Consider the following 12834-nt stretch of genomic DNA (forward strand, 5'->3'; position numbering starts at 1 on the left):
AAATTAACTCTGAAGTGCAGCAATAATTGCAGCTAATCTTGCAAGCTCAAAAGCACTACCAATTCGCTCACCATTTGATCGGTCTTGCGCTGCAACGCCAGAAATAATTTCGGCTGTATTCAGTGCCTGCGCATCGCGCATTGCCTTAATTAAAGGAGTTACTTTAAATCCTAACTTTTCTGCAAGATTTAATAGCTCCTGCCCGCGATCAGGCTTTCGCCAAACATCAGCACGATTAAACCAAGCCAAAACATCTACCGCCCTATAAGTACTGTTGCATTTGTTAATGAATGAGATGAGCTCACTAAAAATTTCACTAAAGTCACGCACTTCAGTTGGCATGCGAACACATTCTGCCCATGAACGAATTTCACTTGCAGGCACCTTCATTAAGATAATTGCACAGCGGTCATCTAAGCGATTTCCAACGGAGTCTAAATGGGCGATGAGAATTTGGCGATCTGACTCTTGAAGTAGTTGGGTATTTAACGTTGACGATAGAATCGTTTTAGCAGCGCCAGTATTTAATAACACCTGAAACATATGCATAGGTTTGCTGGCAACCAAACCTCTGGCGAGCTCTTGCCAGATACGCTCTGCTGATAAAGCGTTTAATTCTCCGGCCTGAACAATGGCTTTTAATGCCAGCATCGTTTCATCGGCCACACTAAATTCTGGAAAGCGAGCCGCAAACCGAGCGATACGTAGTAGGCGCAAAGGATCCTCTGCAAAAGCATCAGATACATGACGAAATACTTTTGCTGCCAAATCTTCTCGGCCGTTATAAGGATCCAGAATTGGGCCAGTCAAACTACCATCGACACCCACTTCCTGCGCCATCGCATTAATCGTTAAATCGCGACGCTGCAAATCTTGCTCTAAGGTAACTGAGGGATCGGCATAAAAATGAAAGCCTTTATAGCCTTTACCGGTCTTGCGCTCAGTACGCGCCAAAGCATATTCAGCCTGCGTCTCAGGATGTAAAAAGACAGGAAAATCTTTTCCAACTGGTCGAAAACCTTTAGCAATCATTTCATCAACACTAGAGCCCACCACCACATAATCAATGTCGTGAACGGGCAAACCCATTAAGGTGTCTCGAATAGCTCCGCCAACGGCGTAGATCTTCATTACTGCATACCCTCTAAAGTGCGACGACTCATTTTGAATACTTCAGTTAAAGCATCCCTACCATTTACAGGCAAAGTGTTAGGTAATTGCATTGAGGCAATGTTGTCCCGCGACATCAAGGTTGGGCCAGGCAAGAACTCAAATGCCAAGGCCTGCAAGTAACCAACAAATGCCGGGGCGGGAATAATGGCGCAAGATGTTTTGGCTTTACGAGCGGCAAATTCAACGATCTCTTTCATCGTATAGACCATGGGGCCTACCAAATCATAGGATTGATGAATCGTTTGCGGCATCGCTAAAGATTTCACAAATGCACCCGCGACATCATCAACACTCACCGGTTGAAACTTGGCTTGGTGATTGGCCAATGGCATCGCCGGAAATAATTTGGTGAGCCTAACAAATAAATTAATAAATTGGTCTTGCGCACCAAAAATCACTGAAGGTCTAAAAATAGTCCAATCAAGATTGCTTGCTTTGACCGCCGCTTCTCCGTCACCTTTACTACGCTGATACATAGAGGGTCCATGAGAGTCAGCACCAAGCGCACTCATGTGCAGATAACGCTTTAGTCCATGCAATTGCATCGCGGTAATAATATTTTTTGGTAAATCTACATGAGCAGACTTAAAGACTTTGCCATATGGCTGCGCCGGTTTATCGTGCAACACACCCACTAAATTGATAACCGCTCCATTGGGCCTGATGCGAGCACACAAAGACTGTAATTCATCAAAATCATGAACATCAGCATCCTCAATATGCACCTTGGGTAACATTCGTAGCGAACGTCCTGCCGCTAGATGACTGGATGGGATTAATACTGAGTAGCCGACTATTTGGAGTTGTGCAGCTAAAACATGGCCTACAAATCCATTGCCACCAATGAGCAAAATGTCATATTGCATAGAGCCTTCGCTTATAAATGTTTCGTTAAGGTAACTCAGATTGCGTTGCTGCTTTAGGCGTAATAACCCCTAAACGTTGCTTTAAAGATTGCACCTGTCCATTCATCACTGAAGAATAATAATTTGCATTAGACAAGACATTCTTTACATAAGTACGTGTTTCATTAAATGGAATAGTTTCAGCAAAAATTGCTCCCTCAGTAGGGCTAGTCAGCTTTTCACGCCAAGCCTTAGACCGTGAGGGTCCTGCGTTATAAGCAGCAGATGCTAAAACCCATGAACCATCAAGATCAATCAGCACCATATTCAGATAATTACTACCTAAAGTCAGATTGGTGTTGGTGTCGCTCAACTTATCGTTGGTGTAATTAGTCATGCCAATTTTCTTGGCTACGTACTTCGCAGTATTTGGCATAACCTGCATCAAACCAGAGGCCCCTACAGAAGAGGAGGCGTTCATGATAAAGCGTGACTCTTGCCGAATGAGCCCATAAGCCCAAGCAAGGTTTAAATCTATCTGCCTTGCAATTGGAGAAAGCTCATCTCGAAATGGTGTTGGGTAGCGCAAACTAAAATCATGTTCTTGCTTTGTACGATCAGCAGTGTTGACTACGCGATCATACAAATTGACACGCTTGGCATATTCTGCGGCAGCCAACAGTTGCTTATCCGTCATATTGCGCAATTCCCAATTCCACTCACGATTACCCTCAAAACGTAAGTTCATGGCATATAAGCGCTCACCACGAATAAACCCTTTGCGACTAGCCATGGCATCAATCTCTTGTTCAGTCACCTTGGTACGCGCTGGCGCCTGATTCGATTTACCCAACTCTTCACGAGCTAACTGCCCATAAAAGTTGTATTGATCGGCAATCATTTCAAAACTATCTTTCGCCTTTACGTCTTGGCCCTCAGCCTTTAGTGCGCGGCCATACCAATAAGTCCAAGCGGGATCTTTACTGCGTACGGCAGGATTCATACCATCAATGGCATTCTTTACGAGAACCCAATCTTTGGCACGCAGGCCAGCACGCACTTTCCATTCTTGTGATTCAACAGAGAGTAGTTCGTTATAGCCCAGCTCTTGCTGGAATCGATATGCATCATCTGCATTGGGATCCAACTTCTTCGCCAGAAATTGTCCAATCACACCCCAAGCAACTGCTTGATTTTCTTTACTATAGCGCGAAGAAGTTTGTAAAAAATCTCGGTACGCTTTTGAAGGATCCGCTTTAGCAGCCTTCACAATCTCACCAACAGGATCATCACCTCCAAGTCGCTTGGCCATGGTATCAAAGCCTCTTTCACTGGCAGCACGACCAATCGCCTTTGCCTCACCGGGTGTCATTCCGCCTGCAGCGACTAGCGAAGGTACAAGCTCTTGGCAAGCTTGGCCAAAGTAACTAGGGTCCAATAATATTGCGCGTGAATCAATTGCTAACTTCGTGGGGTTCTCACCTTGAGATAATTTGGATAACAAGGAATAGCACTTCACTTGAGTATCATCATCCAGAACAAACTTTGCGTACTCAGCATCAAAACGCGCCCAGTCTTTTCTCTTACCCAAAACCAACAACCAGTCATTGCGCATACGATCCGCTAGCGCAGTACCTTGGTATTGATTTAAAAAGGCAACCACTTGTGCGTCAGCGCTGTAATCATTACGCGCTCCGCCAGCACTATCAAATAACTGGGGCTTTATGCGAAAGTAAGCAACATAGTCATCAAAGGGGTAATTGGCGAGATTGGATGACAACTGCTGAGTACGAAATACATCATTTTTTCTGGCAGCCTCACGCAAGTCGATAAACATTCGATCGGTGTCAGTAATTTCAGCTGGGGCAGCCTTGCTTTCATAAGATTTGGGCAGTTGTGGCTTTTTGGACTTTTCAGCCAATGCTAAGGGCGCATTGAGAACCAGGCCCAAAATCAGAATCTTGGCCCATTGATGGCATATGCGATTTTTTAACTTCTTTTCCACTATCGAACCCTGTATTGATAAATTAGGCATTTACTTCGCATTAACTTGATTACTATATCTTCTAATTTTCGCCTGATAATGGTCGATATGCACGGTAATTCACCAAAAACACTTCGCCAAGAATTATTAAAGCAACGCAAAGAATTTGCGTCGCGAATAAATTACGTCCAAGCAACAGCACCCATCCTTAGCAGCCTAACTACCTTATTAGAAAAAGAAGGTGCGTCCTACCGCTCAGTTGCTCTCTATTGGCCTATTCAGGATGAATTGGATCTGCGCCCCGCCTTAATGGCTTGGTCCACAAATGTAGTCGGGCGTCGACTGGCGCTCCCCTTTGCTCGTCCTGATAAACATCTCGACTTTTATGAATGGCAGGATGGCGACAGCCTAATTCCTAGCAAACATGGCGTGCCAGAACCAGACCCCAATAACTTAGATCGACCCGCCATCACACCGGACTGTATCCTGATTCCTTGCGTTGGCTGGTCTAGTTCAAATAAAAACGGCAAAACTCATTACTGGCGCTTAGGTTACGGTGGCGGATATTTTGATCGCACCCTTGCTGATCTAAGAAAAAAAAATCCCAAGCTCGTTTGCATTGGGATTGGATTTGATTGGCAGAAACTAAATGATGCCCAATGGGCAGCTCAAACTCATGATGAGCCCTTGGATATGCTGCTGACTGAGTCAGGCTTATTGCGCTAATTTACTTCACTAAGTCCAAGTTATCTGCGATAGCTAAAACAGCATCGGCTTGATTCAGTGAATAGAAATGTAGGCCTGGAGCACCGGCAGTCAGAAGCTGATCACACAAATCTGTCACCACCTCTTCGCCAAATGCGCGAATCGAAGCGATGTCATCACCATAGGACTGAAGACGCAACCGAATCCAACGTGGGATTTCAGCGCCACAGGCATCTGAGAATCGGAGCAGCTGGGTGCTATTAGTGATCGGCATGATGCCAGCAATGATCGGCTGAGTCACGCCCAGGTCATAAGCTTCATCAACAAACCGGAAGTAGGCGTCACTGTTATAGAAATACTGAGTCACAGCAGAATTAGCGCCTGCCTTCATTTTTTGTACAAAGAAATCTACATCGCTTGCAGGCGACTTTGCCTGTGGATGAGTTTCTGGATAAGCGGCTACATCAATATGAAACCAATCGCCTGTTTCAGTGCGAATAAATTCCACTAATTCATTAGCATGATGAAACTCGCCATACTGGCCCATGCCAGAAGGCAAGTCACCACGCAAAGCAACAATTCGTTTAATACCTAAGGCTTGATACTGCTTCAACATCTCTTTCACGCTATCGCGTGAGCTACCAACACAAGACAGGTGGGGAGCAACTGCAGCACCTGCCGCATGAATATCACTCACCACCTTTAAGGTGCCAGACTGAGTAGAACCACCGGCACCAAAAGTCACGGAATAAAACGCTGGCTTGAGTGTTTCGCTGAAACGCTCACGCACGAGGCGTAACTTATTCTCACCTTCAGGTGTTTTTGGAGGAAAGAACTCGACGCTTAATTCCATGATCTTGGGCCTAGGTATCTATTGAATGGATGGATTAATAACGATAGTGGTCAGCCTTATATGGGCCTTCCTTGGTTACGCCAATGTAAGAGGCCTGCTGGTCAGACAGCACCGTTAACTCTGCATTGAGAGTTTTGAGCTGTAAACGCGCAACCTTCTCATCCAAATGCTTAGGCAATGTGTAAACACCGATTGGGTATTTATCTGTACCTACTGCATTCCACAATTCGATTTGCGCAATCACTTGGTTTGCAAATGAAGAGCTCATGACATAAGAAGGGTGTCCTGTACCGCAACCCAGGTTTACCAAACGACCCTTAGCCAAAATAATGATGCGCTTTTCAGGTTTACCATTGCTTGCAGGGAAAATCACATGGTCAACTTGTGGCTTGATTTCTTCCCATTTGTATTTTTCAATACCCGCTACATCGATCTCGTTATCAAAGTGGCCAATGTTACAAACGATGGCTTGATTCTTCATCTTAACCATGTGGTCATGTGTAATCACATGGTAGTTGCCAGTTGCAGAAACAAAGATATCTGCTTTGTCAGCAGCGTAATCCATAGTCACGACACGATAACCTTCCATCGCTGCTTGCAAGGCGCAGATTGGATCTACTTCAGTAACCCAAACTTGAGCAGACAAAGCACGCAATGCTTGAGCTGAGCCTTTACCTACATCACCGTAGCCGCAAACTACTGCAACCTTACCAGCAACCATCACATCAGTAGCACGCTTAATGGCGTCTACTAAAGACTCGCGGCAACCATAGAGGTTGTCGAACTTGCTCTTAGTAACAGAGTCGTTTACGTTGATTGCAGGGAACTTCAAATCACCCTTAGCAAACATCTGATACAGGCGATGCACACCAGTAGTCGTCTCTTCTGTAACGCCCTTTACTTTTTCCAAACGTGTTGAATACCAAGTTGGATCTTGTGCCAATTTTTTCTTGATAGCGCCAAACAAAATGGTTTCTTCTTCGCTGGTAGGATGATTCAAGCAAGCTTGATCTTTTTCAGCGCGAGCACCAAGGTGCAATAGCAAAGTTGCATCGCCACCGTCATCCAAAATCATATTGGTGTAACCACCATCAGCCCATTCAAAGATGCGATGGGTGAAGTCCCAATATTGCTCTAGGGTTTCGCCCTTGATTGCGAATACTGGCGTGCCATTAGCGGCAATCGCTGCAGCAGCATGATCTTGTGTTGAGAAAATATTGCAAGAAGCCCATTGCACTTCGGCGCCCAGCGCCTCGAGAGTTTCAATCAATACCGCGGTTTGAATGGTCATATGCAATGAACCAGTTATGCGTGCACCACGCAATGGCTGTTGTGCAGCGAACTCATCACGAATCGCAATCAATCCAGGCATCTCAGTTTCAGCAATCGCAATTTCTTTACGACCAAAGTCAGCCAAAGAAATATCGGCAATTGCGCAACGAGTTGCAACAAAGTTATTTAAATCAGAAACGGTATTCATTAATGCTCCAGCTAAATACGATCCAATGCTGGAGTGCAAACTCGCTAGCCGTTGAACCATGGGTTAGCGAGCGCAGTTGCAATTAGCAAATTCTGGGGATTGCCTCAGAACTCACTCCCTTCAAGCCTGGGGAAATGCTGGGTTTCAACATTCCTTGCAACGCTCCTTGAAGGTATGACGTAATTGTAAACAATTACGTCATATTTCGCCTCAATACACCAATAAACTGCTTTTTAATGCTTACAAGCCAGCTGCTGCACGTAATGCTGCAGCTTTATCCGTCTGCTCCCACGTGAATTCTGGCTCCTCACGACCAAAGTGGCCATAAGCAGCAGTTTTACGATAAATCGGACGCAGGAGATTGAGCATTTTTACGATGCCCTTTGGACGCAAGTCAAAGTGCTCTGAAACCAACTGCGCAATCTTCTCATCAGAAATCTTGCCTGTGCCAAAAGTGCTCACCATCACTGATGTTGGTTTTGCAACACCAATCGCGTAAGAGATCTGAATCAAACACTTGCTTGCTAAACCAGCAGCAACTACGTTCTTCGCAACATAACGACCAGCGTATGCAGCAGAGCGGTCAACCTTTGATGGATCTTTGCCTGAGAAAGCACCACCACCGTGAGGGGCTGCACCACCGTAGGTATCCACAATAATTTTGCGACCAGTTAAACCGCAATCACCTTGTGGGCCGCCGATAACGAAACGACCTGTTGGGTTGACCAGAAAATTAATCGCACCTTTAATCAAATGCTTAGGTAAAACTGGCTTGATGATTTCTTCGATTACAGCTTCACGCAACTTTTCGAGAGAAATGTCTTCATCGTGCTGAGTAGATAGCACCACGGTATCAATAGAGTCAGGCTTTCCGTCTACATAACGTAATGTCACTTGTGACTTTGCATCGGGACGTAACCATGTCAAACGGCCATCGCGACGCAATTGAGATTGACGCTCTACCAAGCGGTGCGACAAGTGAATTGGCAAAGGCATGAGTTCAGCAGTCTCATCGCAAGCGTAACCAAACATTAAGCCTTGGTCGCCAGCGCCTTGATCTAAACCGTCGTCATGGGCCTTATCAACGCCTTGTGCAATATCAGGGCTTTGCTTGTCATAAGCAACCAAGACAGCACAACCTTTGTAATCAATTCCATAAGCGGTGTTGTCATAACCAATTTCGCGCAGGGTGTTGCGAGCTACCTGAATGTAGTCAACGTTAGCATTCGTAGTAATTTCACCGGCTAAGACTACTAAACCGGTATTACATAAAGTTTCAGCAGCAACACGAGCAGTTGGATCTTGGGCCAAGATGGCATCCAGAATCGAATCCGAAATTTGGTCTGCTACTTTATCGGGGTGGCCTTCAGAGACTGACTCTGAGGTGAAGAAGTAATCATTTGCCATTGCATATTCCTTTAAAAATTAACACGATCTATAGGACAACTCGACGTGCCAGGAACTACAACGGCGACGCTTTAGCAGAATGTTTGAATCGCCCTGCAAGTTGTCTTAACTCGGCGATGGAGTAATTCTATCTGAAAAGGGTGTAATCCATCAAGATGCGCCTAAATTTGGTCTATGCAGCCGCATTGAATATCATTGGGGGGTGCGAAAAATCCTACTGAAGATCGGCCTGAACATCATTGCTGCGCTCCCCCTTGCGGTAGTGCAGGTATTGGGCGCTCTTTTGGGCGTTCTAGCTTATGTAGGCTCTAAACAATATCGCTCACTTTTTAGACCTCAATACGAAGCTGTCGTGAAGGCGCGAAAGCTCCCGCTAAAGCTTTGGGAAGCAGTGCGGGCATCTGGCATGCTCTTCTCAGATAGCCTGTGGATCTGGCGAAACCCGCAAAAGGCACTCACTTTAGTTGAAGTGCAAAACTGGAATTTAGTAGAGATGGCGATTCAAGAGGGGCATGGCCTCGTGATGCTAACCCCACATCTTGGTGGCTTTGAAATTATTCCGCGAGTATTAGCCCAACATTTTCCTGCAACGATTCTGTATCGCCCTTCACGACAAGAATGGCTGAACGAAGTTGTTGAAGAGGGTCGCGCCTATCCTAATATGCACTTTGTTCCAACCAATCTCAATGGCGTTCGCCAAATGACGAGGGCGCTAACTCGGGGCGAAGCAATCGGCATTCTTCCGGATCAAGTCCCCAGTGGCGGTGAAGGCGTATGGGTTCCTTTTTTTGGACGCCCTGCCTACACCACTCCATTACCTGCCCGCTTAGCCAATCGAAACAACACTCCAGTAATCATGTTTACAGCTAAACGTAAAGCCATTGGACAAGGCTGGTTGATGCAAGCAACCCGTCTTGCCCCCCTTTCGGAAGATGCAACTATCGCTGCGGCTGAACTCAACGTCGCCATTGAAAACGCAGTACTGATTGCGCCAGAACAATTTATCTGGTCATATAACCGCTATAAGCATCCAGCTGGTGCAGAATTGCCTCCAAGCATTCAATAGATTCATTATCATTTTTAGAATGGCTTGGTTATCTAACCTCTTCAATTTCTTAGCGCTCAGCTTGTTGCGCTTGTTTGCCTTTCTTCCTTATGCAATAACTGTCTATGTTGGCTATGGTCTTGGTTGGCTTGCCGCGCATATTCCAAATAGTCGCACCCGAGTCGTGAAAACCAATCTACGTTTATGTTTTCCCAATCTAAACGAAAAAGAAATTGATACGCTTGCGCTCGAGCATTGGAAATTATTTGGTCGTAGCGTATTAGAAAGAAGCCGCATCTGGCTTGGCAGTGGAAAACAGATCACGGATATCGTGACAATAGATTCTGCAATCACCTTGGGAGATCGCAAGCCTCGTCTGCTCATCAACCCTCACTTTGTTGGTCTAGAGGGTGGATTTATGGCGCTATCTGTATTGGCCAACCAGCACGATTGGCCAAGGGGCGCAGGTCTTTACCAAAACATGAAAAATCCTTTTTTCAATCAAAAAATGATTGAATGGCGAAACCGGTTTGGCGGAAAATCAATTGAAAGACAAAGTCGGTTGCGCGACCTGATTCGAGAAATTCAAACGGGAAACTTTATTTTTATTGCGCCCGATATTGATTTGGGTCCCAGGGATTCAGTCTTTGTGCCTTTCTTTGGCATTCAGACCAATACAATTACATCGGTGTCTCGCCTAGCAAGACTAAGCGGGGCGGAAGTGTGTTTAATGACCACAACCCTCAACAAAGATGGCAAAGCTTATACCTGTCATATCAGCGCACCTTTGCCGAACTTTCCAAGCGATGACGTAGAAAAAGATACTGCGCGATTAAATCAATACATTGAAGATCTTGTTCGAGAAAGGCCAGCAGAGTACTATTGGGTACATAAACGCTTTAAGCATCGCCCTCCCGGCGAAGCTAGCCTTTACGAATAAAGAGATATTTTGAGCACTGATCAATCTAACGCCGGACGCAAACTTCGCTTCACCAAAATGCATGGTGCCGGCAATGATTTCATTGTGCTCAATGGGATTGATCAGGATTTGAGTGGCATTACAAGCGAACAATGGCGAGCTCTGGCGCATCGCCAATTTGGCATCGGTGCCGATCAAATTCTTTTGGTAGAAAAAACTTCTAGGGCAGATGCCGATTTCAAATATCGAATTTTTAATGCGGATGGTGGTGAGGTAGAGCAGTGCGGTAATGGCTCTCGTTGCTTTGTACGCTTTGTTCTTGATCAAGGGCTATCTAAGAAGAACCCCTTGCGTGTTGAGGTTGCGCATACCGTCCTCACCCTTAAATCTCATCCAGATGGTCAGGTTGAGGTAGATATGGGCGCTCCCATTTTTGAACATCATCAAATCCCGTTTAATGCAAACGGATTAGCCAGCATGCAAGAGTTCCAAGAAATGCTTTATGCGCTTCCGCTCGAACAGCCCGCTACTCATGACAGTTTTGTTGGCGTTCTTTCAATGGGTAATCCCCATGCGGTACAAGTAGTCGCCGATATTGAAAGCGCCCCTGTTTTAGAAGAAGGTCCTGAGATTGAGCGGCATTCTGTATTTCCAAAAAGGGTAAATGCGGGCTATATGCAAATCGTCAATCGCAATGAAATCAAATTGCGCGTCTATGAACGCGGTGCTGGTGAGACGCTCGCTTGCGGCACAGGTGCTTGCGCAGCTGTGGTGTCAGGTATTCGCAGAGGTCTATTGGATTCCCCTGTTAAGGTTCGCACCCGTGGCGGTAATCTACAAATTACTTGGGGCGGTATTGTCAATAATGTCGCTCAACCCGTCATCATGACTGGTCCGGCTGTCACCGTATTTGAAGGTGAAACAGTAATCTAGGAAAACTACTTTGTTTTTCCTAGACGCCATATTTCTCGCGATAGGCTTTGACTGCTGGTAAGTAATTCGTGAGCTGAGCGTCACTAGATGCAGTTAAGAAAGACATCAAGCCAGTCAGGTTCGCAATTGAAATCACTGGTAAACCAAATTCTTGCTCAACCGCTTGTACCGCCGACTTGTCGCCAATCTCGGTTGCCGTGCCTGATCTTTCCATGCGATCCAAAGCAATCAATACCGCTGCAGGCTCTGCACCCGCCTGACGAATGAGCTCTACAGATTCCCTGACTGAAGTACCAGCAGAAATCACATCATCAACAATAACCACTCTGCCCTTCACCGGCGCGCCCACTAAAACACCGCCCTCTCCATGATCTTTGGCTTCTTTGCGGTTATAGGCATACGGAACGTTAATACCGTTATCAGCTAATGCAATGGCTGTAGCGGCTGCAAGCGTGATGCCCTTGTAAGCTGGTCCATAAAGCATGTCAAATTGAAGTTTAGATTCTTGCAAGGCTTTGGCGTAATAACGACCTAAGGCCCCTAAACTAGCCCCATCATCAAAACCACCAGCATTAAAGAAATAAGGCGAAAGTCTTCCAGCTTTGGTTTTAAACTCCCCAAAGGACAAAACCTTTGCTTCTAAGGCAAAACGAATAAAGTTATCTTGATTTGAATTATTTGAGCTCATAGGCCTACATGTTACGCATCATTTCAGCGAACCTCAACGGTATCCGTTCTGCAGTCAAAAAAGGCTTTCTACCATGGGCTGTGAAGCAGAAAGCAGACTTCATCTGCATGCAAGAGCTCAAGGCTCAGAGAGATGATCTAGAAGATGTCATCCTCAACCCCGATGGCATGCATGGCTTCTTTCATCATGCCGAGAAGAAAGGCTATAGCGGCTGCGGCATCTATACACCCCACAAACCAGATGAGGTCTTATACGGTTATGGCAATGAGGAGTTCGATGCTGAAGGTCGTTATGTGGAAGTCAGATTTAAAGGGCTTTCTGTGATCTCGGTATACATGCCCTCAGGCTCAAGCTCGCCCGAGCGCCAAGAGGCTAAATATCGTTATCTTGATAGCTTTTTGCCCCACCTCATCAAGCTTAAAAAATCTGGGAGAGAAATTGTTCTTTGTGGGGACGTCAATATCGCCCATCACGAGATCGACTTAAAAAATTGGAAAGGTAATGTTAAGAATTCTGGTTTCTTACCAGAAGAGCGTGCATGGCTTACTAATCTCTTTAACAAAGTGGGTTATGTAGACGTCTATCGCAAACTAGAGCCTGAGGCTGGCGAGTCTTGCTACACCTGGTGGAGTAATCGCGGTCAAGCCTACGCAAAAAATGTTGGCTGGCGTATTGACTATCACATCAGCACACCTGGCATCGCAGCTACTGCCAAGAAAACTGCTGTCTACAAAGATGAGCGCTTTTCAGATCATGCCCCACTGATCGTGGATTACGACTGGAAAATTTAAGTAGTAAAAAA

General features: G+C 45.7%; 12 protein-coding genes and 1 riboswitch. Of the genes, 5 read left to right on the top strand and 7 right to left on the bottom strand.

Annotation, left to right across the window (positions count from 1 at the left end; translation table 11 throughout):
- Nucleotides 1–3: 3 nt before the first annotated feature.
- From FD968_RS09915 to FD968_RS09925, 3 genes are read right to left on the bottom strand one after another with little or no spacing between them, the layout of a single operon-like run.
- Nucleotides 4–1131 (bottom strand): polynucleotide adenylyltransferase, encoded by a 1128-nt coding sequence (locus FD968_RS09915; RefSeq protein WP_215366059.1) that lies wholly within the window; start codon nucleotides 1129–1131, stop codon nucleotides 4–6.
- Nucleotides 1131–2039, bottom strand: coding sequence for a complex I NDUFA9 subunit family protein (locus FD968_RS09920; RefSeq protein WP_215366062.1), 909 nt, complete (start codon nucleotides 2037–2039; stop codon nucleotides 1131–1133). Before FD968_RS09920 ends, FD968_RS09915 begins: the two co-directional genes overlap by 1 nt.
- 25 nt (nucleotides 2040–2064) lie before the next feature.
- On the bottom strand, nucleotides 2065–4053 hold the full coding sequence (locus FD968_RS09925) for a lytic transglycosylase domain-containing protein (protein ID WP_251367570.1): 1989 nt from the start codon (nucleotides 4051–4053) through the stop codon (nucleotides 2065–2067).
- Between the two features lie 57 nt (nucleotides 4054–4110).
- Here FD968_RS09925 and FD968_RS09930 point away from each other — a divergent pair, with 57 nt between their 5' ends.
- Complete coding sequence (locus tag FD968_RS09930) at nucleotides 4111–4728, top strand: 5-formyltetrahydrofolate cyclo-ligase (RefSeq protein WP_251367571.1); 618 nt, start codon at nucleotides 4111–4113, stop codon at nucleotides 4726–4728.
- A gap of 1 nt (nucleotide 4729) precedes the next feature.
- Here the strand turns inward: FD968_RS09930 and metF are convergent, their stop codons facing one another.
- The 3 genes from metF to metK all read right to left on the bottom strand — a co-directional run bounded on the left by metF (nucleotide 4730) and on the right by metK (nucleotide 8447).
- Nucleotides 4730–5560: a methylenetetrahydrofolate reductase [NAD(P)H] gene (gene metF, locus FD968_RS09935; RefSeq protein ID WP_215366068.1), complete on the bottom strand. Its 831-nt coding sequence runs from the start codon at nucleotides 5558–5560 to the stop codon at nucleotides 4730–4732.
- Between the two features lie 34 nt (nucleotides 5561–5594).
- A complete protein-coding gene (gene ahcY, locus FD968_RS09940) occupies nucleotides 5595–7040 on the bottom strand; it encodes an adenosylhomocysteinase (protein ID WP_215366071.1) in 1446 nt (481 codons plus the stop codon).
- 61 nt (nucleotides 7041–7101) lie between these two features.
- Nucleotides 7102–7214: riboswitch (S-adenosyl-L-homocysteine riboswitch) on the bottom strand.
- A gap of 66 nt (nucleotides 7215–7280) precedes the next feature.
- Entirely contained in the window at nucleotides 7281–8447 is a 1167-nt protein-coding gene (metK, locus tag FD968_RS09945) for a methionine adenosyltransferase (RefSeq protein WP_215366072.1), read from the bottom strand.
- Nucleotides 8448–8649: 202 nt separating this feature from the next.
- Here metK and FD968_RS09950 point away from each other — a divergent pair, with 202 nt between their 5' ends.
- Genes FD968_RS09950 through dapF form a run of 3 tightly spaced genes read left to right on the top strand, consistent with a single transcriptional unit; the run spans nucleotide 8650 to nucleotide 11344 of the window.
- Nucleotides 8650–9513 (top strand): lysophospholipid acyltransferase family protein, encoded by an 864-nt coding sequence (locus tag FD968_RS09950; RefSeq protein ID WP_251367572.1) that lies wholly within the window; start codon nucleotides 8650–8652, stop codon nucleotides 9511–9513.
- Between the two features lie 19 nt (nucleotides 9514–9532).
- Nucleotides 9533–10432 (top strand): lipid A biosynthesis acyltransferase, encoded by a 900-nt coding sequence (locus tag FD968_RS09955; RefSeq protein WP_215366074.1) that lies wholly within the window; start codon nucleotides 9533–9535, stop codon nucleotides 10430–10432.
- A gap of 57 nt (nucleotides 10433–10489) precedes the next feature.
- Nucleotides 10490–11344 carry a diaminopimelate epimerase gene (dapF, locus tag FD968_RS09960; protein ID WP_215368142.1) on the top strand — a complete coding sequence of 285 codons (855 nt, stop codon included), beginning with the start codon at nucleotides 10490–10492 and terminating at the stop codon, nucleotides 11342–11344.
- Between the two features lie 19 nt (nucleotides 11345–11363).
- Here dapF and pyrE read toward each other — a convergent pair whose 3' ends face one another.
- Nucleotides 11364–12032, bottom strand: coding sequence for an orotate phosphoribosyltransferase (pyrE, locus tag FD968_RS09965; protein WP_215366075.1), 669 nt, complete (start codon nucleotides 12030–12032; stop codon nucleotides 11364–11366).
- Nucleotides 12033–12040: 8 nt separating this feature from the next.
- Here pyrE and FD968_RS09970 point away from each other — a divergent pair, with 8 nt between their 5' ends.
- On the top strand, nucleotides 12041–12823 hold the full coding sequence (locus tag FD968_RS09970) for an exodeoxyribonuclease III (protein WP_215366077.1): 783 nt from the start codon (nucleotides 12041–12043) through the stop codon (nucleotides 12821–12823).
- The last annotated feature ends 11 nt before the right edge of the window (nucleotides 12824–12834 follow it).

Source organism: Polynucleobacter sp. AP-Titi-500A-B4 (genome assembly GCF_018688095.1).
Lineage (GTDB): Bacteria > Pseudomonadota > Gammaproteobacteria > Burkholderiales > Burkholderiaceae > Polynucleobacter.